We start from the raw sequence: 26,662 nt of genomic DNA, 5'->3' as shown, positions 1-26,662 counted from the left end.
GAGCGGGAGGATGTGACATGAGGCGCTTGTTCTGGCTGGGCATCGGCCTGGCCGTGGGCGTGCTGGTGGTCCGCAAGGCCACCCGCACCGCGCAGGCGTACACGCCGGCCGGCATCGCCAGCGGGCTGTCCGAGTCCGCGGGCAGCCTGGTCGAGTCGGTCCGCGGCTTCATCGAGGACGTCCGGACCGGGATGGCCGAGCGCGAGCAGGAGATTCACGAGGCCTTCGCCCGCGGCGAGGCGTACGACGACCAGTTCGCCGAGCTGCGGGAGGACCCGCGGGTCGGCGACCGAGAGATTTTCCCGGAGGAGCACCAGCGATGAAGACGGCGGAGATCAAGCGGCGGTACCTCGCCCACTTCGAGGCGAACGGCCATGCCGTGGTGCCGTCCGCTCCGCTGCCCGCCATCAGCGACCCGAACCTGCTGTTCGTCAACGCCGGTATGGTGCAGTTCGTCCCCTACTTCCTGGGCCAGCAGACCCCGCCGTACCCGCGCGCGGTCAGCGTCCAGAAGTGCATTCGCACCCCGGACATCGACGAGGTCGGCAAGACCAGCCGGCACGGCACGTTCTTCCAGATGAACGGCAACTTCTCCTTCGGCGACTACTTCAAGGAGCGGGCGATCCCGCTCGCCTGGGACCTGGCCACCAAGCCGGCCGACCAGGGCGGCTTCGGGCTCGACCCGGAGCGGATCTGGGCCACGGTCTACCTCGACGACGACGAGGCGTACGAGATCTGGCGCCGCACCGGCGTGCCGGTCGAGCGGATCGTGCGGCGAGGCAAGGCGGACAACTTCTGGTCGATGGGCATTCCGGGCCCGTGCGGCCCGTGCTCGGAGCTCTACTACGACCGGGGCCCGGCCTACGGGCGGGAGGGCGGCCCGGAGGTCGACGAGGACCGCTACCTGGAGTTCTGGAACCTCGTCTTCATGCAGTTCGAGCGCGGCCCGGGCACCGGCAAGGAGGACTTCCCGATCCTCGGCGACCTGCCGGCGAAGAACATCGACACCGGCATGGGCCTGGAGCGGATGTCCTCGATCCTGCAGGGCGTCGACAACCTGTACGAGATCGACGAGGTCCGGCCGATCCTGGACAAGGCCGCCGAGCTGACCGGCAAGCGGTACGGCGTGCACTCCGGCCACGCGGCCAGCGAGTCGCACCCGGACGACGTCCGGCTGCGGGTGATCGCCGACCACGTGCGGACCGCGCTGATGCTGATCGGCGACGGGGTGACCCCGTCCAACGAGGGGCGCGGCTACGTGCTGCGGCGGATCATGCGTCGCGCCATCCGAGCGGTGCGCCTCCTCGGCTACCAGGACCGGGCGCTGCCCGAGCTGCTGCCGGTGGCCCGGGACTGCATGGCCCCGTCCTACCCGGAACTGGCCGAGGAGTTCGGCCGGATCTCCCAGTACGCGTACGCGGAGGAGGACGCCTTCCTCGCCACGCTGCGCGCCGGCACCACGATCCTGGACACCGCGATCGCGGAGACCAAGTCCGCCGGAAAGAACGCCATCTCCGGCGACAAGGCGTTCCAGCTGCACGACACGTACGGCTTCCCGATCGACCTGACCCTGGAGATCGCGGCCGAGCAGGGCCTCCAGGTCGACGCGGACGGCTTCCGCCGGCTGATGGCCGACCAGCGCAGCCGGGCCAAGGCGGACGCGCAGGCCCGCAAGACCGGCCACACGGACGTGTCGGCCTACCGGTCGGTGCTCGACGGCGGCGGGCCGGTGGAGTTCACCGGGTACACCGAGCTGAACCGGGAGTCCCGGGTGCGCGCCCTGCTCGCCGGCGGCGCCGAGGTCACCGCGGCCGTGGAGGGGGACACCGTCGAGCTGGTGCTCGACACCACCCCGTTCTACGCCGAGGGCGGTGGCCAGCAGCCCGACCAGGGCCTGATCACGGTCGGCGGCGGCCAGCTCGAGGTCTTCGACGTGCAGCAGCCGGTGCCGGGCCTGATCGTGCACCGGGCCAAGGTGGTCCGGGGCGAGGTGCGCGCCGGCGAGACCGGGTACGCCGAGATCGACGTGTCCCGGCGGCGGGCCATCTCCCGCTCGCACACCGCCACCCACCTGGTCCACCAGACCATGCGCAACTTCCTCGGCGAGTCGGCCACCCAGGCGGGTTCGCTGAACGCGCCGGGCCGGCTGCGGTTCGACTTCAACACCCCGACCGGGGTCGCGCCGAGCGTGCTGCACGACGTGGAGCAGCAGGTCAACGAGGTGCTCCTGGCCGACCTGGAGGTGCACGCCTTCATCACCACGCAGGAGGAGGCGCGCCGGATCGGCGCGATGGCGCTGTTCGGTGAGAAGTACGGCGAGCGGGTCCGGGTCGTCGAGGTCGGCGACTACGCCCGGGAGCTGTGCGGCGGCACCCACGTGGCCCGTTCGGCCCAGCTCGGCCTGGTCAAGATCCTCTCCGAGGCGTCGGTCGGTTCCGGTGTCCGCCGGATCGAGGCCCTGGTGGGCATGGACGCGTTCGGCTTCCTGGCCCGCGAGCACCTGCTGGTCTCCCGGCTCGCCGAGTTGTTCCGGGTCCCCGGGGACCAGGTCGCCGAGCGGGTGGAGCAGACCGTCACCCAGCTCCGCGACGCGGAGAAGGAGTTGGAGAAGCTCCGCGCCCAGCTCGTGCTGGGCGGGGCGGCGGCCCTTGCCGCGCAGGCGAAGGACGTGCGGGGCGTCGCGTACGTGGGCACCGAGGCGCCCGAGGGCGCGGCCGTCAACGACGTGCGGACGCTGGCCCAGGAGATCCGGGGCCGGATCGACCCGGCCCGGCCGGCGGTGGTCGCCGTGGCGGCGCGGGCGAACGGCAAGGCGTCCCTGGTGGTGGCCGTCAACCAGGCCGCCCGGGGCCGGGGCCTGACCGCGAAGGACCTGGTGAAGGCGGCCTTCTCCGGCCGGGGCGGCGGCAGCGACGAGCTGGCCCAGGGCGGTGGCCTGCCCGCGGCGGAGGCGCCGAACCTGCTCCAGACGGTGGAGAAGGCGATCGCCGAGGCGTGATGGGCGCACCGATCGACGTCAGGGCGGACCGGATGGTCCGCCCTGGCCCGTCCCCGAGGGGAAGTGTCCGGTAGATGGCTGAACTGTCCCGGGGCGTACGGCTCGGGGTCGATGTCGGGCAGGTCCGGGTGGGGGTCGCCCGGTCCGATCCGCACGGCATCCTGGCCACCCCGCTGGTCACCCTCGCCCGCGACCTGACCGCGGCACCGGACGCGGTACCCACCGACATCGCCGAGCTGGTCCGGCTCGCCGCCGAGCACGAGGCGGTGGAGATCGTCGTCGGCCTGCCGGTCAACCTCGCCGGAAAGCATGGCCCGGCGGCGGCGAACGTATCGGCGTACGCTGCCCGATTGGCCGATGTAATGGGGCCGATTCCGGTGACGCTGACGGACGAGAGGATGTCGACCGTGGTCGCGAGTCGTAGGCTGGCCGAACGTGGCGTCCGGGGAAAGCGCCAACGGGCGGTGGTCGACCAGGCCGCCGCAGTGGAGATTCTGCAGAGCTGGCTGGACGCGCAGCGGAGGCGGACGCAATGATAGACGACCTTGATCTGGGGTTCGACGAGTCGGAGAGGGGGGAGAAGGGCCGGCACCGGCGCAGCGCGGTACGCAAGCGCAACGGCGGGGGCGGCGGCCGGGGCAAGACCGTCTTCGCCCTCCTGATGGCGCTCGTGCTGCTCGGCGGCATCGGTGGCGGGGCGTACATCGGGTTCGACCGGATCCGTGACCACTTCGTCACCCCCGACTTCACCGGCCCCGGCTCCGGTGAGGTGCTGGTCGCGGTGAAGAAGGGCGACACCCTCACCGACATCGGGGACACCCTCTACGACGCCGGCGTGGTGAAGAGCACCAAGGCGTTCATCGAGGCCGCCGAAGCGAACTCCCGCAGCAAGAACATCCAGGTCGGCAGCTACAAGGTCCGCAAGGAGATGAAGGCCGCCGACGCGTTGACCATGCTGCTCGACCCGAAGAGCCGGGTGGTCAACGGGGTGACCATCCCCGAGGGCATGATCAGCCTGGCGATCTACGACAAGCTCTCCAAGGAGACCAAGATCCCGGTCGCCGACTTCAAGAAGGCCGCGGCGGATCCGGTCAACCTGGGCGTGCCGGAGTTCTGGTTCAAGCGCAACGACGGCAAGAAGACGGGCGCGAAGAGCATCGAGGGCTTCCTCTACCCGGCCACGTACGAGATCCCGCCGAAGGCCACCGCCGAGCAGATTCTGTCGATGATGGTGCAGAAGTTCCTCGACGTCACCAAGGAGATGGACTTCGTCGACAAGGTGCAGAACGACCGGAAGATCTCCCCGTACGAGGCGTTGATCACCGCCTCTATCGCCCAGGCCGAGTCGGTCAACCACGTGGACATGCCGAAGGTGGCCCGGGTGATCTACAACCGGGTCTACACCGACAAGTACCGCTGCCACTGCCTGGAGATCGACAGCGCGATCAACTACTGGCTGCGGCTGCAGGGCAAGGACCCGAAGGACTCCGACGTTCTCAAGAACTCGGAGATCCACGATCCGAAGAACCCGTACCGGACGCACGGCGTGGACGGCCTCACCATCACGCCGATCAGCAACCCCGGCGAGGAGGCGCTCAAGGGCGCGATGGCGCCGCCGGACGGGGACTGGGTCTACTTCATGACCATCGACCAGAAGGGCACGATGGGCTACGGCTCCAACGACGCCGAGTACAACCAGCTCAGAAGGACGATGTGCAAGAACAAGGTGCTGACCGAGGAGAACTGCCGATTCTGAGGGCCGCCGTCGTCGGCAAGCCGATCGCCCACTCACTCTCCCCGGTGATCCATGAGGCGGGGTACGCGGCGGCCGGGCTCACCGGGTGGTCGTACACCCGGATCGAGTGCGCGGCCGACGAACTGGCCGGGCTGGTCGCGGGGCTGGGCCCGGAGTGGGCCGGGCTGTCGGTGACCATGCCGGGCAAGGAGGCGGCGCTCGCGGTGGCCGACGAGGTCTCGCCGGTCGCCGCCGCCGTCGGTGCCGCCAACACCCTGGTACGCCGCCCCGACGGCTCCTGGTACGCCGACAACACCGACGTCACCGGCATGGTGGACGTGCTCACCGCCGCGGGCTGCGTGGCGGGCGCCGTGGTCACCGTGCTCGGGGCGGGCGGCACCGCCCGGGCCGCCCTCGCCGGGGCAGCCCGGATCGGTGCGGCCGAGGTGACCGTGGTGGCCCGCCGACCCGAGGCGATCGAGGAGCTACGACCGGTGGCCCGGGCGGTCGACGTGCCGCTCGCCGGCGCGCCCTGGGACGGGGACCCGGCGCACGCCCGCGCCGACATCGTGATCTCGACTGTGCCGAAGGGGGTCGCCGACCCGCTGGCCGACAACTTCGACTGGCGGCCGGGGTCGGTCTTCTTCGACGTCGTCTACGACCCGTGGCCGACCCCGCTCGCGGCGGCGGCGCTCGCCGCCGGCTGCCGGGTGATCTCCGGGCTGGACCTGCTGCTGGCCCAGGCGGTCGGCCAGTTCGAGCAGTTCACCGGCGTCCCCGCGCCCCGCGACGCGATGGCCGCCGCGCTCGCCGACGCCCGCGCCGCCTGATCCGGTGCCCGTCCTGCGGACGGGCGCGTCCGCTGGGCGGGACTGGTCGGGCGGCGCACCGGGACGGGCACCGGGCGTGACAGACTGGCCGCTGTGTTGCGCTGGTTGACTGCAGGTGAATCGCACGGACCCGCCCTCGTCGCGCTGCTGGAGGGGGTGCCCGCCGGCATCGAGCTGACCACCGGGGAGATCTCCGGCGAACTGGCCCGGCGCCGGCTCGGCTACGGCCGGGGCGCCCGGATGTCGTTCGAGCAGGACGAGGTCGAGATCCTCGGCGGCCTGCGGCACGGCGTCACCCTGGGCAGCCCGGTGGCGATCCGGGTCGGCAACTCCGAGTGGCCGAAGTGGCGCACCGTGATGGCCGCCGACCCGGTCGACCCGGAGGAACTCGCCGGGCAGGCCCGCAACGCACCGCTCACCCGCCCCCGGCCCGGCCACGCCGACCTGGCCGGGATGCAGAAGTACGGGCACACCGACGCCCGCCCGATCCTGGAGCGGGCCAGCGCCCGGGAGACCGCCGCCCGGGTCGCCGTCGGCACGGTCGCCAAGGCTCTGGTGCGGCAGGCCCTCGGCATCGAGATCGTCTCCCACGTGGTGGAGTTGGGCCCGGTCGCGGTCAAGCCCGGCCTGCGTCCGGTGCCGCAGGACGCCGCCCGGATCGACGCCGACCCGCTGCGCTGCCTCGACCCGGAGGCCAGCGCCCGGATGGTCGCCGAGGTCGACGCCGCGAAGAAGGCCGCCGACACCCTCGGCGGCGTGGTCGAGGTGCTCGCGTACGGGGTGCCGCCGGGCCTGGGCAGCCACGTGCAGTGGGACCGGAAGCTGGACGCCCGGCTCGCCACCGCGCTGATGTCGATCCAGGCCATCAAGGGCGTGGAGATCGGCGACGGCTGGCAGCAGGCCCGGTCCCGCGGGTCCGAGGCGCACGACGAGATCATCCCCAGCGCCACCGGCGTACGCCGGATGACCGACCGGGCCGGCGGCCTGGAGGGTGGCATCACCACCGGCGAGCCGCTGCGGGTGAAGGCGGCGATGAAGCCGATCTCCTCGCTGAACCGGGCGCTCTCCACGATCGACGTCGCCACCGGCGAGTCGGCCACCGCGATCAACCAGCGTTCCGACGTCTGTGCCGTGCCGGCGGCGGCGGTGGTCGCCGAGGCGATGGTGGCCCTGGTGCTGGCCGAGGCGGCGGTGGAGAAGTTCGGCGGCGACTCGGTCGCCGAGATGCGGCGCAATCTCGCCGGGTACCTCGACGCGTTGGTGATCAAATGAGCACCCGCCCGGTCTGCGTGCTGGTCGGAGCGCCCGGCTCCGGCAAGACCACGGTGGGGCTGGCGCTGGCCGAGGCGCTCGGCGTGACGTTCCGGGACACCGATACCGACATCGAGCAGCTCGCCGGCAAGCCGATCCCGGAGATCTTCGTCGACGAGGGGGAGGCGCACTTCCGTACCCTCGAACGGGCGGCGGTGGCGGCGGCGCTGGCCGCGCACCCTGGGGTGCTCGCCCTCGGCGGCGGCGCGGTCCTCGCCGAGGAGAACCGGGCTGCCCTGATCGGGCACACCGTCGTGCACCTGTCGGTGGAGTTGCCCGACGCGGTGAAGCGGGTCGGCCTGGGCGCCGGCCGGCCGTTGCTGGCGCTCAACCCGCGGGCCACCCTCAAGCACCTGATGGACCAGCGCCGCCCGCTCTACGCGGAGGTGGCGACCGCGACGGTGGTGACCGACGGGCGTACCCCGAAGGAGATCGCCGCCGAGGTCGCCGCCCTGCTGGCGACCGATGGGCAGGCGGCCCGGTGAGAGCCGACGTGACCCGGATCCCGGTCGGCGGCGAGCGGCCGTACGACGTTCTGGTGGGGCGTGATCTGCTCGACGCGCTGCCCCCGCTGCTGCCCGACGCCAGCCGGGTCGCGGTGCTGCACGCGCCGCCGCTGAAAGCGCTGGCCGACACGCTCGGCGAGCGGCTGCGCGCGGCCGGGATGGCGCCGCTGCCGATCGAGGTGCCGGACGCCGAGGCCGGCAAGCACATCGAGGTGGCCGCCGCCTGCTGGGACCGGCTCGGCGAGGCCGGCTTCACCCGTACCGACGCGGTGGTCGGCGTGGGTGGCGGCGCGGTCACCGACCTGGCCGGCTTCGTCGCGGCCTGCTGGCTGCGGGGGGTGCGCTGGGTGCCGGTGGCGACCTCCCTGCTGGGCATGGTCGACGCCGCCGTGGGGGGCAAGACCGGGATCAACACCGCGGTCGGCAAGAACCTGGTCGGTGCCTTCCACCCGCCGGTGGGGGTGCTGGCCGACCTCGCCACCCTGGACAGCCTGCCGCCGGTCGATCTCGCCGCCGGGCTGGCCGAGGTGGTCAAGTGCGGATTCATCGCCGACCCGGTGATCCTCGACCTGGTCGAGCGGGACCGGGCCGCCGCGCTCGACCCCACCGGCCCGGTGCTGCGCGAGCTGATCGAGCGGGCCGTGCGGGTCAAGGCCGACGTGGTCTCCGGAGACCTGCGCGAGTCCGGGGTACGCGAGGTGCTCAACTACGGTCACACCCTGGCGCACGCCATCGAGAAGGTGGAGGGCTATCGCTGGCGGCACGGCCACGCCGTCGCGGTGGGCCTGGTCTACGCGGCCGCTCTGGCCCGGCTGGCCGGCCGGCTGGACGCGGCCACCGCCGAGCGGCACCGCGCGGTCGTCGACGCGCTCGGCCTGCCCACCGGCTACCGGGCCGACGCCTGGCCGGAGCTGCTGGCCGCGATGCGGGTCGACAAGAAGGCGCGGGGGAGCCGCCTGCGTTTCGTGGTGCTCGACCGCCTCGCCCGCCCGGCGATCCTGGAGGGCCCCTCCGACGAGCTGCTGGCGTCCGCCTATCGGGAGGTGGCCGGGTGAGGGTCTACGTGCTGAACGGGCCGAACCTGGGGCGGCTCGGCGCCCGCCAGGTCGAGGTGTACGGGATGACCAGCTACGCCGACCTGGTGACGATGTGCGTCGACACCGGCCGGGAGTTGGGGCTGGACGTGGTGGTCCGGCAGACCGACGCCGAGCACGAGCTGCTGGGGTGGCTGCACGAGGCGGCCGACGAGGGGGCGGCGGTGGTGCTGAACCCGGCCGCCTGGTCGCACTACTCGATCGCGGTCCGGGACGCCTGCGCGATGCTCCGCGCCCCGCTGATCGAGGTGCACATCTCCAACATTCACGCCCGAGAGGAGTTCCGGCACCACTCGGTGGTCTCCGCCGTGGCGACCGGGGTGATCTGCGGCCTCGGCGTCGACGGCTACCGCCTGGCCCTGCGTCATCTGGCTACCCGGCTGACCGCCGGGGCGTGACCGGGACGGCCGCCGGTGGCGGCGGGTCTCGTCACTCTCCGTGTTTTCGGTGCTGTCGCTCTGAGTTGCCGCAGCCGGCGCGGTGACGGGAAACTCTTCTCCGCCTTTGCTCTGCAGCCACCCGTGCAACGCCCAGCTGAGCTGGACCGATGTGATTTCGGTGGAGGCGGCGGATCGCCGAGGGCGGTGACGGAGCGTGCCTGCTGCGCCGATGGCTGCAGAGCAAAGCGGGTGGGGGAAGCCCCTGGGGGCGCCCAGGCCTGGTTGCTCTGTGTGATGTTCGGCATGTTGACGGCCCGGCGGGCCGGCCGACGGGTGGGTGGGGCGTGCGGCGCACCGAAGCGGCTTCGCTGCAACTAGTAGAATTCGTGGGTCTGTCCGCCAATTATGATCAAGGCAGGAAATGGCCACCACCAACGACCTCAAGAACGGCCTGGTACTCAACCTCGACGGCGAGCTCTGGGCTGTCGTCGAGTTCCAGCACGTCAAGCCCGGCAAGGGCGGCGCGTTCGTGCGTACCACGCTGAAGAACGTGCTGTCCGGCAAGGTGGTCGACAAGACCTTCAACGCGGGCACCAAGGTCGACACCGCGACCGTGGACAAGCGCACCATGCAGTACCTGTACGCCGACGGCGAGGACTACGTCTTCATGGACCTGGAGACGTACGACCAGATCAGCGTGCCCGGCGGGACCGTCGGCGAGGCGGCCAACTACCTCCTCCCGGAGGCCGAGGCGACCGTCGCCACCCACGAGGGCGTGCCGCTCTACATCGAGCTGCCGACCTCCGTCGTGCTGGAGGTCACCTACACCGAGCCGGGTCTGCAGGGCGACCGGTCGACCGGCGGCAACAAGCCGGCCACCGTCGAGACCGGCGCGACCGTCCAGGTGCCGCTCTTCATCACCACCGGCGAGAAGATCAAGGTCGACACCCGCGACGGCCGTTACCTCGGCCGCGCCTGATGGCCGAGGGTTCCAAGCAGCAGATGCCGGCGCGCCGTAAGGCGCGCAAGCGGGCGCTGGACGTGCTCTTCGAGGCCGACCTGCGGGACCGCCCGCCCGTCGAGGTGCTGGCCGGCTACCTCGAGCGGATCGAGAAGCCCCGCCCCGAACACCTGGGCTACGCGGTGAGTCTGGTCGAGGGGGTCGCGGCGCACCTCGACCGGGTCGACGAGCTGATCGCCAGCTACGCCGAGGGCTGGACGCTGGACCGGATGCCGGCGGTCGACCGCAACCTGGCCCGGATCGCGGTCTACGAGCTGCTCTACGTCGACGAGATCGACGACGCGGTGGCGATCAGCGAGGCCGTCGAGTTGGCCCGGCAGATGTCGACCGACGACTCGCCCCGCTTCCTCAACGGCATCCTCGGCCGGATCGCCGAGTACGCCACCCGCTGACCGGCGTCAGCCGCGTCACACCAGGACGACGGAAGGGCCCGTGCCGACGGCACGGGCCCTTCCGGTGTGACAGCGGTCAGCTCGCGAAGAACGCCCGCGGGTCGGCGACCAGCACCCCGTGCTCGGTGAGCCGCTCGATCAGGCCCGACGGCGAGGCGTCGTAGACGATCGCGAGGGCGCGCAGGTCGTCCGCGCGGATGGAGAGCACCCGGCCGTTGTAGTCCCCGCGCTGCTGCTGGATGGCGCGGGCGTACCGGGCGACGTAGGCGAGTTCCTCGGAGGCCTCGTCGTAGAGCCGCTCCAGGTCCAGGACGATCTTGCTGGTGGGCTCGTGGCGTACCCCGCTGCCGTCGGGCAGCAGCTCCGAGACGGGAACGCGGTAGAACTCGGCCAGTTCCGCCAGGCGGGACACGGTGACTGCGCGGTCGCCACGCTCGTACGAGCCGACCACCACGGCCTTCCACCGCCCGTTCGACTTCTCCTCCACACCCTGCAGGGACAGGCCCTGCTGCTGGCGGATGGAGCGCAGGCGGGCGCCCAGCGACTTGGCGTATTCAGAGGGCATTCGGACACTCCCAGTGCTGCTCGGGGTTCACCCAGCTATCGCTACGGAGCGTGACGGTACGGGGATTGCGACACGGGGTCAAGTGCCCGTGGCCGTACCGTTGGGGAGCGGAGGAGGGGTTATCCGGATTTTTGGCACCCTGACCTGGGGGTCAGTACCGGCGGCGGTCGACCTGGTGACCGCTGGTAACGTGGCGTGAAGCCCCGGTCCGGGCCCCGCGGGGCCCGCCCGGAGATCCCAGACATCCTTTAACGACCCGTCCCGTGAGGCGGGGAAGGAGGTCCGCCGTGGCCTGCCCACCGGCTGCCCAGTCGTCGCCGCCGCGACAACCCTCGGTGAAGGTGATCCTCGCCGCAGCCGACGTGTCGCGGGTGGTCGACCGCATCGCCCACCAGATCCTGGAGAAGACCCAGGGCGCCGCCGACACGGTCCTGCTCGGCATACCCACCCGCGGGGTCCCGCTCGCGAGGCGCCTCGCCGCCCGGATCAGCACCTTCGAGGACGTGACCGTCCCGGTCGGTGTGCTCGACATCACTCTCTACCGCGACGACCTGCGCCGGCAGGCCACCCGCGCGGTCGGCCCGACCGAGCTGCCCAGCGGCGGCATCGACGGCCGGCGCGTGATCCTCGTCGACGACGTGCTCTTCTCCGGGCGTACCGTGCGGGCCGCCCTCGACGCGCTCAGCGACGTCGGCCGGCCGTCCTCCGTGCAGCTCGCCGTCCTGGTCGACCGCGGCCACCGCCAGCTGCCGATCCGCGCCGACTACGTCGGCAAGAACATTCCGACCGCGCTCGCCGAGAACGTCAAGGTCACCCTCTCCGAGACTGATGGCTCCGACGAGGTCCGGCTGTACCCGGGAGCCGCCGCATGATCCGCCACCTGCTCTCCGGCGCCGACCTGGACGCGGCCACGGCCACCCAGATCCTGGACACCGCGGCCGAGATGGCCACCGTCGCCGGCCGCGAGGTCAAGAAGCTGCCCGCGCTGCGCGGCCGGACCGTGGTGAACCTCTTCTACGAGGACTCCACCCGGACCCGGATCTCGTTCGAGGCGGCCGCCAAGCGGCTCAGCGCCGACGTGATCAACTTCTCCGCCAAGGGCTCCAGCGTGGCCAAGGGCGAGAGCCTGAAGGACACCGCGCTCACCCTGCAGGCCATGGGCGCCGACGCCGTGGTGGTCCGGCACCCCGCCTCCGGTGCCCCGCACCGGCTGGCCAACTGGGTGGACGGGTCCGTGGTCAACGCCGGCGACGGCACCCACGAGCACCCCACCCAGGCGCTGCTCGACGCGTACACGATGCGCTCCCGGCTGGGCCGCCTCGCCGGCCTGCACGTGGCGATCGTCGGCGACGTGCTGCACTCCCGGGTGGCCCGCTCCAACGTGCTGCTGCTGTCGACCCTCGGCGCCAAGGTCACCCTGGTCGGCCCGCCCACCCTCATCCCGGTGGATATCGCCGCCGCGCTCGCCCCCGGCACCGATGTCTCCTACGACCTCGACGCCGTTCTACCCGGTGTGGACGTGGTGATGATGCTGCGGGTGCAGCGGGAGCGGATGAACGACTCCTACTTCCCCTCGGCCCGTGAGTACGCCCGCCGGTACGGGCTCGACGGGCCACGCCTGCGGCGGCTGCCCGAGCACGCGATCGTCATGCACCCCGGCCCGATGAACCGGGGCATGGAGATCACGCCCGAGGTCGCCGACTCACCCCGCTCCACCATCGTCGAACAGGTCGCCAACGGGGTCTCCGTGCGGATGGCCGTCCTCTACCTGCTGCTCGGAGGGAACAACCGGTGACCGCGTACCTGATCCGGAACGTGAGTGTGGTCGGCGCCGCGCCGACCGATCTGCTGATCCGCGACGGCGTCGTGGCCGAGACCGGCGCGGGACTGACCGCGCCGGACGCCCCGGTGCTCGACGCCACCGGCCTGGTCGCCCTGCCCGGCCTGGTCGACCTGCACACCCACCTGCGCGAGCCGGGCCGGGAGGACGCCGAGACCGTCGAGTCCGGCTCCCGGGCCGCGGCGCTCGGCGGCTACACCGCGGTCTGCGCGATGGCCAACACCTCGCCGGTCGCCGACACCGCCGGGGTGGTCGAGCAGGTCTGGCGGCTCGGCCGGGAGGCCGGGCTGGCCGACGTGCAGCCGATCGGCGCGGTCACCGTCGGCCTGGCCGGCGAGCGCCTGGCCGAGCTGGGTGCGATGGCCGACTCGGCGGCCCGGGTACGGATCTTCTCCGACGACGGGCACTGCGTCGCCGACCCGATGCTGATGCGCCGGGCCCTGGAGTACGTCAAGGCGTTCGACGGGATCATCGCCCAGCACGCCGAGGAGCCCCGGCTGACCGAGGGCGCGCAGATGCACGAGGGCGAGGTCTCCACCCGGCTCGGGCTGACCGGCTGGCCGGCGGTCGCCGAGGAGGCGATCATCGCTCGGGACGTGCTGCTGGCCGAGCACGTCGGCAGCCGGCTGCACGTCTGCCACGTCTCCACCGCCGGCAGCGTGGCGGTGCTGCGGCACGCCAAGGCGCGCGGGGTGAAGGTCACCGCCGAGGTGACCCCGCACCACCTGCTGCTCACCGACGAGAAGGCGGCCACCTACGACCCGGTCTACAAGGTCAACCCCCCGCTGCGCACCGCTGCCGACATCGCCGCGCTGCGCACCGCCCTCGCGGAGGGCGTGATCGACATCATCGCCACCGACCACGCCCCGCACGCCGTGGAGGACAAGGAGTGCGAGTGGGCGTACGCCCGGCCGGGAATGCTCGGCCTGGAGACGGCGCTCTCCATCGCGCTGGACGTGTTCGGCCCGCAGTGGGACCTGATCGCCGAGCGGATGTCCCGCGCCCCGGCCCGGATCGCCGGGCTGGACGGGCACGGCGTCGACCCCGCCCCCGGCGTGCCGGCCAACCTGACCCTGGTCGACCCGGCCGCCCGCCGCGTCATCGAACCGGCGGAACTGGCCAGTCGCAGTCGCAACACCCCGTATGCCCGCATGACGCTGCCGGGTCGCATCGTGGCGACCTTCCTGCGCGGCGAGCCGACGGTCCTGGACGGAAAGGCTGTCAAGTGATCCGCAGACGACCCGCGATCCTCGTGCTCGAGGACGGGCGCACGTTCCACGGCGAGGCGTACGGCAGCGTCGGGGAGACCTTCGGCGAGGCGGTCTTCAACACCGGCATGACCGGCTACCAGGAGACCCTGACCGACCCGTCGTACCACCGGCAGGTGGTGGTGCAGACCGCGCCGCACATCGGCAACACCGGCGTCAACGACGAGGACGACGAGTCATCCCGGATCTGGGTCGCCGGGTACGTGGTCCGCGACCCCGCCCGGATCGGCTCCAACTGGCGCGCCACCGGCGGCCTGGAGGACCGGCTCGCCGCCGAGGGCGTGATCGGCATCAGCGGCGTGGACACCCGGGCGCTCACCCGCCACCTGCGGGAGCGGGGCGCGATGCGGGTCGGCATCTCCAGCGTCGACGACGACCCCCGGGCCCTCCTCGAACGGGTGCGCCGGTCACCGCAGATGGTCGGCGCGGACCTCTCCGCCGAGGTGAGCACCGAGAAGGCGTACGTGGTGCCGGCGCAGGGGGAGCACCGGTTCACCGTGGCTGCGCTGGACCTGGGCATCAAGCGCAACGTGCCGCGCCGGCTGGCGGCCCGCGGCGTCACCACCCACGTGCTGCCCGCCACCGCCACCATCGACGACCTGCTCGCCACCGGGGCGGACGCGGTCTTCTTCTCGCCGGGTCCGGGTGACCCGGCCACCGCCGACGGCCCGGTCGCGCTGGCCCGGGAGGTGCTGACCCGGCGGATCCCGCTCTTCGGCATCTGCTTCGGCAGCCAGATCCTCGGCCGGGCGCTCGGCTTCGGCACCTACAAGCTCGGCTACGGCCACCGCGGCATCAACCAGCCGGTGCTCGACCGGGTCACCGGCAAGGTCGAGGTGACCAGCCACAACCACGGCTTCGCGGTCCAGGTCCCCGGCGCGGGGCCCGGCGCCGTGGTGCCCGACCAGGTGATCGACACCGAGTTCGGCGGCGTCCAGGTGTCGCACGTCTGCCTCAACGACAACGTGGTCGAGGGGCTGCGGGCCAAGGACGTGCCCGCCTTCACCGTCCAGTACCACCCGGAGGCGGCGGCCGGCCCGCACGACGCGGACTACCTCTTCGACCGCTTCGCCGAGCTCATCGAAGGCGGAAAGAATGCCTAAGCGGACCGACCTCAAGCACGTCCTGGTGATCGGCTCCGGGCCGATCGTGATCGGGCAGGCCTGCGAGTTCGACTACTCCGGCACCCAGGCCTGCCGGGTGCTGCGCAGCGAGGGGATCCGGGTCAGCCTGGTCAACTCCAACCCGGCGACGATCATGACGGACCCGGAGTTCGCCGACGCCACGTACGTCGAGCCGATCACCCCGGAGTTCGTCGAGCTGGTCATCGCCAAGGAGCGCCCCGACGCGCTGCTGCCCACCCTGGGCGGGCAGACCGCGCTGAACACCGCGGTCGCCCTGCACGAGGCCGGCGTGCTGGAGAAGTACGGCGTCGAGCTGATCGGCGCCGACATCGAGGCGATCCGGCGCGGTGAGGACCGGCAGCTGTTCAAGGACATCGTGGCCAAGGCCGGCGTCCGGATCGGTCTCGAGGACCCGTCCTCGCTGGTGCCCCGCTCCCGGGTCTGCCACTCGATGGCCGAGGTCGAGGAGACGGTCGCCGAGCTGGGCCTGCCGGTGGTGATCCGGCCGTCGTTCACCATGGGCGGCCTCGGCTCCGGCATGGCGCACACCGACGAGGACCTGGCGCGGATCGCCGGCGCCGGCCTGGCCGCCAGCCCGGTGCACGAGGTGCTCATCGAGGAGAGCGTGCTCGGCTGGAAGGAGTACGAGCTCGAACTCATGCGCGACCGCCACGACAACGTGGTGGTGGTCTGCTCGATCGAGAACCTCGACCCGATGGGCGTGCACACCGGCGACAGCGTCACCGTCGCCCCGGCCATGACCCTGACCGACCGGGAGTACCAGCGGCTGCGCGACCTCGGCATCGCGGTGCTGCGCGAGGTCGGGGTCGACACCGGGGGCTGCAACATCCAGTTCGCGGTCAACCCGGCCGACGGCCGCATCGTCGTGATCGAGATGAACCCCCGGGTGTCCCGTTCGTCGGCCCTCGCCTCGAAGGCCACCGGCTTCCCGATCGCCAAGATCGCCGCGAAGCTGGCCATCGGCTACACCCTGGACGAGATCCCCAACGACATCACCCTGAAGACTCCGGCGGCGTTCGAGCCGACCCTGGACTACGTGGTGGTGAAGATTCCCCGGTTCGCGTTCGAGAAGTTCCCCGGCGCCGACCGGGAGCTGACCACCACCATGAAGTCGGTCGGCGAGGCGATGAGCCTGGGCCGGAACTTCGCCGAGGCGCTGAACAAGGCGATGCGCTCGATGGAGACCAAGGGCGGCGGGTTCTGGAGTGTGCCGGATCCGCGCGGGGCGACGAAGGAGAACACCCTCGCCGCGCTGCGCATGCCGCACGACGGCCGGCTCTACACCGTCGAGCGGGCGCTGCGGCTCGGCGCCTCCATCACCGAGGTCGCCGAGGCGTCCGGCGGGATGGACCCCTGGTTCCTGGACCAGATCGCCGCGCTGGTCGAGCTGCGCACCGAGATCGCCGACGCCCCGGTGCTCGACGCCGACCTGCTGCGCCGGGCCAAGCGGGCCGGCCTCTCCGACCGGCAGCTCGCCGCGCTCCGTCCCGAGTTGGCCGCCGAGGACGGCGTCCGCGCCCTGCGTCACCGGCTGGGCGTACGGCCGGTCTACAAGACGGTGGACACCTGCGCCGCCGAGTTCGAGGCGACCACGCCCTACCACTACTCGACGTACGACCAGGAGACCGAGGTGGCGCCCTCGGACCGACCCAAGGTGATCATCCTGGGCTCCGGGCCGAACCGGATCGGGCAGGGCATCGAGTTCGACTACTCCTGCGTGCACGCGGTGATGGCCCTCCGCCAGGTGGGCTACGAGACGGTCATGGTCAACTGCAACCCGGAGACCGTCTCAACCGACTACGACACCGCCGACCGGCTCTACTTCGAGCCGTTGACCTTCGAGGACGTGCTGGAGGTGTGGCACGCCGAGGACTCGTCCGGCAAGGCGGCCGGCGGGCCGGGCGTGGTCGGGGTGATCGTGCAGCTCGGCGGGCAGACCCCGTTGGGCCTGGCCCAGCGGCTCAAGAACGCCGGCGTACCGGTGGTGGGCACCTCGCCGGAGTCGATCCACCTCGCCGAGGAGCGCGGCGCGTTCGGCACGGTGCTGGCCCGGGCCGGGCTGCGCGCCCCGGCGCACGGCATGGCCACCTCGTTCGAGGAGGCGAAGACGATCGCCGACGAGATCGGCTACCCGGTGCTGGTCCGCCCCTCGTACGTGCTGGGCGGGCGCGGCATGGAGATCGTCTACGACGACGCCACCCTGCGCGAGTACATCGGCCGGGCCACCGACATCTCGCCGGACCGCCCGGTGCTGGTGGACCACTTCCTCGACGACGCCATCGAGATCGACGTGGACGCGCTCTGCGACGCCGACGGCGAGGTCTACCTCGGCGGCGTGATGGAGCACATCGAGGAGGCCGGCATCCACTCCGGCGACTCCTCCTGCGCGCTGCCGCCGATCACCCTGGCCGGCTCCCACCTGGCCCAGGTCCGTCGCTACACCGAGGAGATCGCCCGCGGCATCGGCGTCCGCGGCCTGCTCAACGTCCAGTACGCCCTCAAGGACGACGTGCTGTACGTGCTGGAGGCGAACCCGCGCGCGTCCCGGACGGTCCCGTTCGTCTCCAAGGCCACCGCGGTGCAGCTGGCCAAGGCGGCGGCCCGGATCGCGCTCGGCGCCACCATCGCCGAGCTGCGCGCCGAGGGGATGCTCCCGCCCACCGGGGACGGCGGCACCATGCCGGCCGGCGCCCCGATCGCGGTCAAGGAGGCGGTGCTGCCGTTCAAGCGCTTCCGCACCCCCGCCGGCAAGGGCATCGACGTGCTGCTCGGCCCGGAGATGAAGTCCACCGGCGAGGTGATGGGCATCGACACCGGTTTCGGGCAGGCCTTCGCCAAGTCGCAGGCGGCCGCGTACGGGTCGTTGCCGACCGCCGGGAAGATCTTCGTCTCGGTGGCGAACCGGGACAAGCGTGCGATGATCTTCCCGATCAAGCGGCTGGCGGACCTCGGCTTCGAGATCGTCGCCACCAGCGGCACCGCCGAGGTGCTCCGCCGGCACGGCATCGCGTGTGAGCAGATCCGCAAGCACTACGAGGCCGGCGCGGGCGAGGACGCGGTGTCGCTGATCCTCGGCGGCGACGTGGCGCTGGTGGTGAACACCCCGCAGGGCTCCGGTGCGAGTGCCCGCTCCGACGGGTACGAGATCCGCAGTGCCGCCGTCACCGCCGACATCCCGTGCATCACCACCGTCCCCGGCGCCGCCGCCGCGGTCATGGGCATCGAGGCCCGCATCCGCGGCGACATGCAGGTCCGCCCCCTCCAGGACCTCCACGCCACCCTCCGGGCCGCCCAGTGACCCCCCGGCTTTCGCTGATCATGAAGTTGTCGCCGGCCGCCTCGGCGTGCCGTGACGACAACTTCATGATCAGTGCCGGGGTCCGGGGAGGGCCGGCGTGATGTTCGAGCGGGTCGTGCGGCCGTGGTTGTTCCGGGTCGGGGGTGGGGACGCCGAGCGGGCGCACGAGTGGACGCTGGACCGGCTGGCCTCGGTGTCCCGGCGACCGGCCGTGCTGGCGGCGCTGCGCGCACGCTACTTCCGGGCCGCGCCGCGCACGGTGTTCGGGGTGGAGTTCCCGAACCCGGTCGGGCTGGCGGCCGGGATGGACAAGAACGGCGTCGCGCTGCCCGCCTGGCCGGCGCTCGGCTTCGGCTTCGTCGAGGTGGGCACGGTCACCGCGCACGCCCAACCGGGCAACCCCCGGCCCCGGCTGTTCCGGCTGCGCGACAGCGAGGCCGTGGTCAACCGGATGGGCTTCAACAACGCCGGTGCCGAGGCCCTCGCGGCCCGGCTGGCGGCGCTGCCGCGCCCGATCGGCGTACCGCTGGGCATCTCGCTCGGCAAGTCCAAGGTGACCCCGCTGGACGAGGCCGTCGAGGACTATCTGGCGTCCTATCGGGCGCTGAAGGAACACGGTGACTACTTCGCGGTCAACGTCTCCTCGCCGAACACCCCGGGCCTGCGCTCCCTACAGGACCGGTCCCACCTGGACGCCCTGCTCGCGGCGCTGGTGGGGGAGAAGCCGGTGCTCGTGAAGATCGCCCCCGATCTCACCGAGCCGGCCATCGCCGAGCTGCTGGAGGTCTGCCTCGACCGGGGCGCGGCCGGAGTGATCGCCACCAACACCACCCTGGCCCGGAACGGGCTCGCCCCGGCCGACCGGGCGCGGGGCGCGGAGACCGGCGGCCTCTCCGGCCGTCCACTGACCGGGCGGGCCCGGGAGGTGGTCGCCTTCGTGCACCGGGAGACCGGCGGCCGGCTGCCGGTGGTCGGCGTCGGCGGCATCCTCGACCCGGACGACGCCACCCGGATGTTCGACGCCGGCGCCAGCTTGGTCCAGCTCTACACCGGCTTCATCTACCACGGCCCGGCCCTAACCCGCGCCATCACCCACCCCACCCCCCGCTGACCCCACCCCCACCCCCCTCTCCCCGGCGATCTTGCAGTTCGTGCCCCGGCATATCGCTCATTCCGGGCAGGACACGGGCCGAAACTGCAAGATCGCCGGGGGAGGGCGGGGAGGGAGGGAAGGGAGGGGGTGGGGAGGGGGAGGGAAGGAGAGTTTGTGACGGTTGAGGAGATTCTTGCGGCTGACCGGCGGCACGTCTGGCATCCGTACGCGGCGCTGCCGCCGGCCAGCCCGCCCTACGTGGTGGAGAGCGCCGAGGGCGTACGGCTGCGGCTGGCCGACGGCCGGGAACTGATCGACGGGATGTCGTCCTGGTGGGCGGCGATCCACGGCTACCGGCACCCGGTGCTGGACGCCGCCGTCACCGACCAGCTCGGCCGGATGAGCCACGTGATGTTCGGCGGCCTCACCCACGAGCCCGCGGTACGCCTGGCGCGAACCCTGGTCGAGCTGGCCCCGGACGGCCTGGAACACGTCTTCCTGGCCGACTCCGGCTCGGTCAGCGTGGAGGTCGCGGTGAAGATGTGCCTGCAGTACCAGCGGGCCACGGGGCGGCCGGAGCGGCGCCGGCTCGGCACCTGGCGGGGTGGCTACCACGGCGACACCTTCCACCCGATGAGCGTCTGCGACCCCGAGGGCGGCATGCACCACCTCTGGGGGGACGTGCTGCCCCGGCAGGTCTTCGCGCCGGCGCCGCCGGGCGGCTACGACACCCCACCCGACCCGGCGTACGAGGCGGCCCTGGTGGACGCGGTGGAGCGGCACGCCGACGAGTTGGCCGCGGTGATCGTCGAGCCGGTGGTCCAGGGCGCCGGCGGGATGCGTTTCCACCACCCGCACTATCTGCGGGTGCTGCGCGAGGTGACCCGGGCGAACGGCATCCTGCTGGTCTTCGACGAGATCGCCACCGGCTTCGGCCGGACGGGGACCATGTTCGCCGCCGAGCACGCCGGGGTCGCCCCGGACGTGCTCTGCGTCGGCAAGGCGCTCACCGGCGGCTACCTCACCCTGGCCGCCGCGCTCTGCACCGCCGAGGTGGCCCGCGGCATCTCCGCCGACGGGGTGTTGGCGCACGGCCCGACGTTCATGGGCAACCCGCTCGCCTGCGCGGTCGCCAACGCCTCCCTGGGCCTGCTGCGGGCCGGTGACTGGGCGGGCCGGGTGGCCGAGATCCAGAGCGGGCTCCGGGCCGGTCTGGAGCCGCTGCGGGCCGCCCCCGGGGTGGCCGACGTCCGCGTGCTCGGCGCGATCGGCGTGGTCCAGCTCGACCACGAGGTGGACCTCCCCCGGGCGACCGCCGCCGCGGTCGCGCAGGGGGTGTGGCTGCGGCCGTTCCGCGACCTCGTCTACACCATGCCGCCGTACGTCACCGACGCGGCGGACGTGGCACGGATCGTCGCCGGGGTCGAGGCGGCGGTCAAGGCCGGTTGAGCGGGCGCACCGGACAGCGGGCAGCGGCCACCTCGACGCGGTGCCCGCCGACGCGCAGCGCCGCCGCGCCGAGGCCGCCACCCCGGACGCGCCGTGCGGCGGCCGCCACCCCGGACGCGCCGTGTGGCGGCCGGCAACCGCAGGGAACGTCCGTCCCGGCAGGGGCGGCGGCAGGATGACCGAGGCACACCGCGGCGGGACGCCGCGCGAGGAGAGGGAGAGACGCGATGGAGACCTTCGGCGCCCGCCTGCATCGGGCCGTGGCCGAGCGGGGACCGCTCTGCGTGGGTATCGACCCGCATCCCGGGTTGCTGGCCCGCTGGGGGCTCGCTGACGACGTCGAGGGCCTCGACCGGTTCAGCCGGACGCTCGTGGAGGCGCTCGGTGACCGGGTGGCGGTGGTGAAGCCGCAGTCGGCCTTCTTCGAGCGCTTCGGGTCGCGGGGCATCGCGGTCCTTGAGTCAACTATCCGACAGTTGCGAAATGCCGGCGCACTCGTTCTCCTCGACGTCAAACGTGGCGACATCGGGTCGACGGTCAGCGCGTACGCCGCGGCGTACCTCGATTCATCCAGCCCGCTGTATGTCGACGCGGTGACGGCGAGCCCGTACCTCGGGGTCGGGTCGCTGGCGCCGATGTTCGAACTGGCGACCGCGCACGGCGGTGGAGTCTTCGTCCTGGCGCTCACCTCCAACCCGGAGGGCGCCGCCGTGCAGCGCGCCGTCGGCGCCGACGGGCGGACCGTGGCGCAGACCGTTATCGACGAGATTGCGCAGCTCAACCGGGGTGCCGAGCCGCTCGGCAGCTTCGGTCTGGTGGTCGGCGCGACGATCGGGGACACCGGCCACGATCTCTCCGCGGTGCACGGTCCGCTGCTCGCCCCGGGGCTGGGCGCGCAGGGTGCCACGGCCGCGGACCTGCGCACCGTGTTCGGCGCCAGCCTGCCCTCGGTGCTGCCGTCGTACTCCCGGGAGGTGCTGCTCGCCGGGCCGGACCCGGCCGCCCTGCGGGCCGCCGCCGAGCGGGCGTTGGCCGACTGCCGGGCCGCCCTGGCCTGCAACGACTGACTGACGGCTCGGTCACTTTATGATGATCTTTGCGCGCCCACGTTGCTGAAAACTCCGTTGACCGCTAGTTTTCCCCGCGCTGGGAACCACGGACCCCTTTGGTTGCCAGCGACACCACGTTTCACAGCAGCGGCGGTGCGTACCGCCCGCCGCGTTAGGGACCTGAGGAGAACTGGTGCCGCTCCCGTCACTGACCCCCGAGCAGCGCGCTGCCGCGCTGGAGAAGGCCGCGGAGATCCGCAAGGCCCGTGCGAAGCTGAAGGAGGACCTGAAGCAGGGCAAGACCAGCCTCGCCACCGTCCTTGAGCAGGCCGAGTCGGACGACGTCGTCGGCAAGCTGAAGGTGTCGGCCGTCCTCCAGGCGATGCCGGGCATCGGCAAGATCCGGGCCACCCAGATCATGGAGAAGCTCAAGATCGCCGACAGCCGCCGCCTCCGCGGCCTGGGCGAGCAGCAGCGCAAGGCTCTGCTTGGAGAGTTCGCCGCCAACTGAACAGCGCACCGTGTAGAAACAAGCGGTGAGCACGGATGACGAGGCGCGCCCGGCGGCTCGGCTCACTGTCCTGACCGGACCTTCGGGGGCCGGCCGGGGGAGTGTCGTCGAGCAGGTCCGGGCGCGCTTTCCGTCGGTGTGGGTGCCGGTGGCGGCGACCACCCGGCCCCCCTGCCCCGGCGAGGTGGACGGCGTCGACCGGATCTTCCTCGACCCGGCCGCGTTCGACCGGATGATCGACGCCGACGAGCTGCTGGAGTGGAGCCGGATCGGGCCGTACCGGCGGGGTGTGCCGCGGGTGGGCGTGCGGGCCGAGCTCGCCGCGGGCCGCCCGGTGCTGTTCCCGCTGGACCTGCCCGGCGCGCTCGCCGTCCGGGCCACCGTGCCGGACGCCCAACTGGTGCTGCTCGCCCCGCCGTCGTACCGGCCGGACCCGGCCGTCGCGGCGGCGTTCGCACACGCCGTCCGGCACGACCGCACCGAGCGCGCCGCGGAGGAGCTGGTAGGCTTGCTCGGTTCTTCCTTCCTGGCTCCGGCCCAACCGCGCCTGAGCGGTTGAGAGACCACCGCCCCCGGGCGGTGCACGAGACGCAGAGGTTATTCCGTGGGATCCATCACCACCAACCCCGAGGGCATCACCAACCCGCCGATCGACGAGCTCCTCGAGAAGACGACCTCGAAGTACGCTCTGGTGATCTTCGCCGCCAAGCGCGCGCGCCAGGTCAACGCGTACTACAGCCAGCTCGGTGAGGGCCTGCTGGAGTACGTCGGCCCGCTCGTGGAGACCACCCCGCAGGAGAAGCCGCTCTCCATCGCCATGCGCGAGATCAACGCGGGCCTGCTCACCGCCGAGCCGACCGACCAGCCGTAGTCCCCTCCGCGTCGATGTCCGCCGAGATCGTCCTCGGGGTCGGTGGCGGCATCGCCGCCTACAAGGCGTGTGAGCTGCTGCGGCTCCTCACCGAGTCGGGCCACCGGGTCCGGGTCGTGCCGACCGCGTCGGCGCTCCGCTTCGTCGGGGCGCCGACCTGGGCCGCGCTCTCCGGCCAGCCGGTGGCCGACGACGTCTGGTCGGACGTGCACGAGGTGCCGCACGTCCGCCTCGGTCAGCACGCCGATCTGGTCGTCGTGGCCCCCGCGACCGCCGACCTGCTCGCCAGGGCCGCCCACGGCCTCGCCGACGACCTGCTCACCAACACCCTGCTCACCGCCCGCTGCCCGGTCGTGCTCGCCCCGGCCATGCACACCGAGATGTGGGAGCACCCGGCGACCGTCGCCAACGTGGCGACCCTGCGGTCCCGCGGGGTGCGGGTGATCGAGCCCGCCGTCGGGCGGCTCACCGGGAAGGACACCGGCAAGGGCCGGCTGCCCGACCCGGCGGAGATCTTCGCGGTCGCCCGCCGGGCCCTGGCCCGGGGCGTCGCCGCCCCGGCCGACCTGGCCGGCCGGCACGTGGTGGTCACCGCCGGCGGCACCCGGGAGCCGCTCGACCCGGTGCGGTTCCTCGGCAACCGGTCGTCCGGCAAGCAGGGGTACGCGTTCGCCCGCGCCGCCGTCGCCCGGGGCGCCCGGGTCACCCTGGTCGCGGCCAACGTCGCGCTCACCGATCCGGCCGGCGTGGATCTGGTCCGGGTGGGCACCACCGAGGAGCTGCGTACGGCCACGCTGGAGGCGGCGGCAACGGCGGACGTCGTGGTGATGGCCGCCGCCCCCGCCGACTTCCGCCCGGCCAGCTACGCCCCGGGCAAGATCAAGAAGGCGGACGACGGCAGCGCGCCCACCATCGAGCTGGTCACCAATCCGGACATCGCCGCCGAGTTGGGGCGACACCGCCGGCCCGGGCAGGTGCTGGTGGTCTTCGCCGCCGAGACCGGGGACGCCGAGGCCAACGGCCGGGCCAAGCTGGCCCGGAAACGGGCGGACCTCATCGTGATCAACGAGGTCGGCGTGGACAAGGTGTTCGGTGCCGAGACCAACGCCGCCACCGTGATCGGGGCGGACGGTTCGGTGCACCGGCTGCCCGAACAGCCCAAGGAGGAGTTGGCCGATGCCGTCTGGGACCTCGTGAGCGGTCGACTGACCGAGCGATCCTGACGGTTGGCACCTGCCGTTCCGGGGGTCACGCTGGGAGCAGGTTGACTAAACTGCCGCCGAGCGACCTTTTCTCGAATTCACACGTTTAGGAGTGCCGTGACACGTCTCTTCACGTCCGAATCGGTCACGGAGGGCCACCCGGACAAGATCGCCGACCAGATCAGTGACGGCATTCTCGACGCGCTGCTCGCTCAGGACCCGCGCAGCCGCGTCGCGGTGGAGACCCTGATCACCACCGGCCAGGTGCACGTCGCCGGCGAGGTCACCACCAAGGCGTACGCCGACATCCCGACCATCGTCCGGGAGACCATCCTGGACATCGGGTACGACTCTTCGAAGAAGGGCTTCGACGGCGCCTCCTGCGGTGTCAGCGTCTCCATCGGCTCCCAGTCGCAGGACATCGCGCAGGGCGTGGACAACGCGTTCGAGCTGCGTACCGGCTCGTCGGAGAGCGCGCTGGACGCGCAGGGCGCCGGCGACCAGGGCATGATGTTCGGCTTCGCCTGCTCCGAGACGCCCGAGCTGATGCCGCTGCCGATCGCGCTCGCCCACCGCCTGGCCCGTCGCCTCGCCGCGGTGCGCAAGGACGGCACCATCCCGTACCTGCGGCCGGACGGCAAGACCCAGGTGACCATCGAGTACGACGGGCTGCGCCCCGTCCGGCTGGACACCGTCGTCGTCTCCAGCCAGCACGCCGCGGACATCTCGCTCGAATCGCTGCTCACCCCGGACATCCGGGACCACGTGATCAACCCCGAGCTGGAGGGCCTCGGCCTGGACACCGAGGGTTACCGGCTGCTGGTCAACCCGACCGGGCGGTTCGAGATCGGCGGCCCGATGGGCGACGCCGGCCTCACCGGTCGGAAGATCATCGTGGACACCTACGGCGGGTACGCCCGGCACGGCGGCGGTGCCTTCTCCGGCAAGGACCCGTCCAAGGTGGACCGCTCCGCCGCGTACGCGATGCGCTGGGTGGCCAAGAACGTGGTCGCCGCCGGCCTCGCCGAGCGGTGCGAGGCGCAGGTCGCGTATGCGATCGGCAAGGCGCACCCGGTCAGCCTCTTCATCGAGACGTTCGGCACCGAGACCGTGCCGGTCGCCTCGATCGAGAAGGCCGTCGTCGAGGTCTTCGACCTGCGCCCGGCCGCGATCATCCGGGACCTCAACCTGCTCCGCCCGATCTACCAGCAGACCGCCGCGTACGGCCACTTCGGCCGGGAGCTGCCGGACCTGACCTGGGAGAGCGCCGACCGGGCCGCCGACCTCAAGTCGGCCGCAGGAGCCTGACCGGCACCAGGCGCAGCGACCGGCGACCCGCCGAGGGGTCGCCGGTCGCTCGCGTCTGCGTGGATCTTCCCCTGGCCCACCTCGACCGCCCCTTCGACTACCTGGTGCCGGCCGAGCTGGATGCCGACGCGCTGCCCGGGGTGCGGGTGAAGGTCCGCTTCGCCGGGCAGCTCGTCGACGGTTGGCTGCTGGAGCGCGTCGCGGAGTCCGACCACCCTCGACTGGCGTACCTGGAGAAGGTGGTCTCCCCGGTGCCGGTGCTGGCCCCCGAGGTGGCCCGGCTGGCCCGGGCGGTCGCCGCCCGGTACGCGGGCAGCCTCGCCGACGTGCTCCGGCTGGCCGTGCCGCCCCGCCACGCACGGGTGGAGAAGGACGTCACGGCGGCCGCGCCCCCCGGCCACGCCGCCCCCGCCTCCGTGGCCGGTGACGCCGCCTCCGTGGCCGGTGACGCCGCCTCCGCGGTCGGTGATGCCGTCTCCGTGGCCGGTGGTGCCGCGTCCGCGGGCGGTGATGCGGCCTCCGCCGGCGGTGGCGCCGACTCCGCGGGCGGTGATACGGCCTCCGCCCGCCGTGACGGGGACTCCGCCGGCGATGGCGCCGACGGTACGACCGTGGGCACCGGACCCGTCGGACGGTTGACGCCGGCCGGGGTGGACCCGCGCGGGTGGCGCGACTATCCGGCCGGGCCGGCCTTCCTGCGGGCGCTCAGCGACGGGCGGGCACCCCGGGCTGTCTGGTCGGCCCTGCCCGGCGAGGACTGGGCCGCCCGGTACGCCGACGCGGTGGCCGCCGCCGT

General features: G+C 72.4%; 25 protein-coding genes and 1 pseudogene. 25 read left to right on the top strand and 1 reads right to left on the bottom strand.

What is annotated here, in order from left to right; genetic code table 11:
- The first annotated feature begins 17 nt into the window (after positions 1 to 17).
- The 11 genes from ABZ570_RS23390 (at position 18) to nusB (ending at position 10,267) form a co-directional block, all read left to right on the top strand.
- Positions 18 to 323, top strand: a complete 306-nt coding sequence (locus tag ABZ570_RS23390) for a hypothetical protein (RefSeq protein ID WP_358067325.1) — start codon at positions 18 to 20, stop codon at positions 321 to 323.
- Positions 320 to 2,998, top strand: a complete 2,679-nt coding sequence (gene alaS / locus ABZ570_RS23385) for an alanine--tRNA ligase (protein WP_358067322.1) — start codon at positions 320 to 322, stop codon at positions 2,996 to 2,998. Before ABZ570_RS23390 ends, alaS begins: the two co-directional genes overlap by 4 nt.
- A gap of 74 nt (positions 2,999 to 3,072) precedes the next feature.
- On the top strand, positions 3,073 to 3,534 hold the full coding sequence (gene ruvX, locus ABZ570_RS23380; RefSeq protein WP_358067319.1) for a Holliday junction resolvase RuvX: 462 nt from the start codon (positions 3,073 to 3,075) through the stop codon (positions 3,532 to 3,534).
- Positions 3,531 to 4,754: an endolytic transglycosylase MltG gene (mltG, locus tag ABZ570_RS23375; protein WP_358067316.1), complete on the top strand. Its 1,224-nt coding sequence runs from the start codon at positions 3,531 to 3,533 to the stop codon at positions 4,752 to 4,754. Before ruvX ends, mltG begins: the two co-directional genes overlap by 4 nt.
- A complete protein-coding gene (locus ABZ570_RS23370; protein WP_358067363.1) occupies positions 4,751 to 5,563 on the top strand; it encodes a shikimate dehydrogenase in 813 nt (270 codons plus the stop codon). The genes mltG and ABZ570_RS23370 overlap by 4 nt, the downstream gene beginning before the upstream one ends.
- 93 nt (positions 5,564 to 5,656) lie before the next feature.
- On the top strand, positions 5,657 to 6,835 hold the full coding sequence (gene aroC / locus ABZ570_RS23365; protein WP_358067313.1) for a chorismate synthase: 1,179 nt from the start codon (positions 5,657 to 5,659) through the stop codon (positions 6,833 to 6,835).
- The gene (locus ABZ570_RS23360) at positions 6,832 to 7,359 is read left to right on the top strand and encodes a shikimate kinase (RefSeq protein WP_358067310.1); all 528 of its coding nucleotides are present in this window, start codon (positions 6,832 to 6,834) and stop codon (positions 7,357 to 7,359) included. The genes aroC and ABZ570_RS23360 overlap by 4 nt, the downstream gene beginning before the upstream one ends.
- Positions 7,356 to 8,435, top strand: a complete 1,080-nt coding sequence (gene aroB / locus ABZ570_RS23355) for a 3-dehydroquinate synthase (protein WP_358067307.1) — start codon at positions 7,356 to 7,358, stop codon at positions 8,433 to 8,435. The genes ABZ570_RS23360 and aroB overlap by 4 nt, the downstream gene beginning before the upstream one ends.
- Positions 8,432 to 8,872, top strand: a complete 441-nt coding sequence (gene aroQ, locus ABZ570_RS23350) for a type II 3-dehydroquinate dehydratase (protein ID WP_358067304.1) — start codon at positions 8,432 to 8,434, stop codon at positions 8,870 to 8,872. Before aroB ends, aroQ begins: the two co-directional genes overlap by 4 nt.
- 403 nt (positions 8,873 to 9,275) lie before the next feature.
- Positions 9,276 to 9,833 (top strand): elongation factor P, encoded by a 558-nt coding sequence (gene efp / locus ABZ570_RS23345; protein WP_358067301.1) that lies wholly within the window; start codon positions 9,276 to 9,278, stop codon positions 9,831 to 9,833.
- Between the two features lie 23 nt (positions 9,834 to 9,856).
- Positions 9,857 to 10,267, top strand: a complete 411-nt coding sequence (nusB, locus tag ABZ570_RS23340) for a transcription antitermination factor NusB (protein WP_358067360.1) — start codon at positions 9,857 to 9,859, stop codon at positions 10,265 to 10,267.
- A gap of 76 nt (positions 10,268 to 10,343) precedes the next feature.
- On the opposite strand, the gene ABZ570_RS23335 is transcribed toward nusB, so the two are convergent.
- On the bottom strand, positions 10,344 to 10,832 hold the full coding sequence (locus ABZ570_RS23335) for a transcriptional regulator (protein ID WP_117229180.1): 489 nt from the start codon (positions 10,830 to 10,832) through the stop codon (positions 10,344 to 10,346).
- Between the two features lie 287 nt (positions 10,833 to 11,119).
- Between ABZ570_RS23335 and pyrR the strand changes: the two genes are divergently transcribed.
- The 14 genes and pseudogenes from pyrR to ABZ570_RS23265 form a co-directional block, all read left to right on the top strand.
- Complete coding sequence (pyrR, locus tag ABZ570_RS23330) at positions 11,120 to 11,704, top strand: bifunctional pyr operon transcriptional regulator/uracil phosphoribosyltransferase PyrR (protein ID WP_358067297.1); 585 nt, start codon at positions 11,120 to 11,122, stop codon at positions 11,702 to 11,704.
- Positions 11,701 to 12,627, top strand: coding sequence for an aspartate carbamoyltransferase catalytic subunit (locus ABZ570_RS23325; RefSeq protein WP_091191695.1), 927 nt, complete (start codon positions 11,701 to 11,703; stop codon positions 12,625 to 12,627). Before pyrR ends, ABZ570_RS23325 begins: the two co-directional genes overlap by 4 nt.
- Complete coding sequence (locus ABZ570_RS23320; protein ID WP_358067293.1) at positions 12,624 to 13,901, top strand: dihydroorotase; 1,278 nt, start codon at positions 12,624 to 12,626, stop codon at positions 13,899 to 13,901. Before ABZ570_RS23325 ends, ABZ570_RS23320 begins: the two co-directional genes overlap by 4 nt.
- Complete coding sequence (gene carA / locus ABZ570_RS23315) at positions 13,901 to 15,043, top strand: glutamine-hydrolyzing carbamoyl-phosphate synthase small subunit (protein ID WP_358067357.1); 1,143 nt, start codon at positions 13,901 to 13,903, stop codon at positions 15,041 to 15,043. The genes ABZ570_RS23320 and carA overlap by 1 nt, the downstream gene beginning before the upstream one ends.
- Positions 15,036 to 18,383, top strand: coding sequence for a carbamoyl-phosphate synthase large subunit (gene carB, locus ABZ570_RS23310; protein WP_358067291.1), 3,348 nt, complete (start codon positions 15,036 to 15,038; stop codon positions 18,381 to 18,383). Before carA ends, carB begins: the two co-directional genes overlap by 8 nt.
- Positions 18,384 to 18,480: 97 nt before the next feature.
- Positions 18,481 to 19,494, top strand: coding sequence for a quinone-dependent dihydroorotate dehydrogenase (locus ABZ570_RS23305; RefSeq protein ID WP_358067288.1), 1,014 nt, complete (start codon positions 18,481 to 18,483; stop codon positions 19,492 to 19,494).
- Positions 19,495 to 19,650: 156 nt separating this feature from the next.
- Positions 19,651 to 20,925 carry an adenosylmethionine--8-amino-7-oxononanoate transaminase gene (locus ABZ570_RS23300; protein ID WP_358067286.1) on the top strand — a complete coding sequence of 425 codons (1,275 nt, stop codon included), beginning with the start codon at positions 19,651 to 19,653 and terminating at the stop codon, positions 20,923 to 20,925.
- A gap of 227 nt (positions 20,926 to 21,152) precedes the next feature.
- Positions 21,153 to 21,992, top strand: coding sequence for an orotidine-5'-phosphate decarboxylase (gene pyrF / locus ABZ570_RS23295; RefSeq protein WP_358067283.1), 840 nt, complete (start codon positions 21,153 to 21,155; stop codon positions 21,990 to 21,992).
- Positions 21,993 to 22,167: 175 nt separating this feature from the next.
- Positions 22,168 to 22,485, top strand: coding sequence for an integration host factor, actinobacterial type (gene mihF, locus ABZ570_RS23290; protein WP_046564635.1), 318 nt, complete (start codon positions 22,168 to 22,170; stop codon positions 22,483 to 22,485).
- 25 nt (positions 22,486 to 22,510) lie between these two features.
- The gene (locus ABZ570_RS23285) at positions 22,511 to 23,044 is read left to right on the top strand and encodes a guanylate kinase (RefSeq protein ID WP_358067280.1); all 534 of its coding nucleotides are present in this window, start codon (positions 22,511 to 22,513) and stop codon (positions 23,042 to 23,044) included.
- 45 nt (positions 23,045 to 23,089) lie between these two features.
- Positions 23,090 to 23,356, top strand: coding sequence for a DNA-directed RNA polymerase subunit omega (rpoZ, locus tag ABZ570_RS23280; protein ID WP_358067277.1), 267 nt, complete (start codon positions 23,090 to 23,092; stop codon positions 23,354 to 23,356).
- 14 nt (positions 23,357 to 23,370) lie between these two features.
- Positions 23,371 to 24,579 (top strand): bifunctional phosphopantothenoylcysteine decarboxylase/phosphopantothenate--cysteine ligase CoaBC, encoded by a 1,209-nt coding sequence (gene coaBC, locus ABZ570_RS23275; protein WP_358067274.1) that lies wholly within the window; start codon positions 23,371 to 23,373, stop codon positions 24,577 to 24,579.
- A 96-nt stretch (positions 24,580 to 24,675) separates the two neighbouring features.
- Positions 24,676 to 25,866, top strand: a complete 1,191-nt coding sequence (gene metK / locus ABZ570_RS23270; RefSeq protein ID WP_358067271.1) for a methionine adenosyltransferase — start codon at positions 24,676 to 24,678, stop codon at positions 25,864 to 25,866.
- Positions 25,867 to 25,925: 59 nt separating this feature from the next.
- A pseudogene (locus ABZ570_RS23265) lies at positions 25,926 to 26,662 on the top strand (primosomal protein N'); the annotation flags it as partial.

This window comes from Micromonospora sp. NPDC007271 (assembly GCF_040634005.1).
Lineage (GTDB): Bacteria > Actinomycetota > Actinomycetes > Mycobacteriales > Micromonosporaceae > Micromonospora.
This window is presented reverse-complemented; position numbering and strand designations above follow the sequence as displayed.

What these genes read in the sequence shown, in the direction of transcription:
- ABZ570_RS23360 (WP_358067310.1), top strand. Translation starts at nt 6,832, where the DNA reads ATGAGCACCCGCCCGGTCTGCGTGCTGGTCGGAGCGCCCGGCTCCGGC.
- ruvX (WP_358067319.1), top strand. Translation starts at nt 3,073, where the DNA reads ATGGCTGAACTGTCCCGGGGCGTACGGCTCGGGGTCGATGTCGGGCAG.
- nusB (WP_358067360.1), top strand. Translation starts at nt 9,857, where the DNA reads ATGCCGGCGCGCCGTAAGGCGCGCAAGCGGGCGCTGGACGTGCTCTTC.
- alaS (WP_358067322.1), top strand. Translation starts at nt 320, where the DNA reads ATGAAGACGGCGGAGATCAAGCGGCGGTACCTCGCCCACTTCGAGGCG.
- pyrF (WP_358067283.1), top strand. Translation starts at nt 21,153, where the DNA reads ATGGAGACCTTCGGCGCCCGCCTGCATCGGGCCGTGGCCGAGCGGGGA.
- efp (WP_358067301.1), top strand. Translation starts at nt 9,276, where the DNA reads ATGGCCACCACCAACGACCTCAAGAACGGCCTGGTACTCAACCTCGAC.
- carB (WP_358067291.1), top strand. Translation starts at nt 15,036, where the DNA reads ATGCCTAAGCGGACCGACCTCAAGCACGTCCTGGTGATCGGCTCCGGG.
- mltG (WP_358067316.1), top strand. Translation starts at nt 3,531, where the DNA reads ATGATAGACGACCTTGATCTGGGGTTCGACGAGTCGGAGAGGGGGGAG.
- coaBC (WP_358067274.1), top strand. Translation starts at nt 23,371, where the DNA reads ATGTCCGCCGAGATCGTCCTCGGGGTCGGTGGCGGCATCGCCGCCTAC.
- ABZ570_RS23390 (WP_358067325.1), top strand. Translation starts at nt 18, where the DNA reads ATGAGGCGCTTGTTCTGGCTGGGCATCGGCCTGGCCGTGGGCGTGCTG.
- ABZ570_RS23335 (WP_117229180.1), bottom strand. Translation starts at nt 10,832, where the DNA reads ATGCCCTCTGAATACGCCAAGTCGCTGGGCGCCCGCCTGCGCTCCATC.
- ABZ570_RS23325 (WP_091191695.1), top strand. Translation starts at nt 11,701, where the DNA reads ATGATCCGCCACCTGCTCTCCGGCGCCGACCTGGACGCGGCCACGGCC.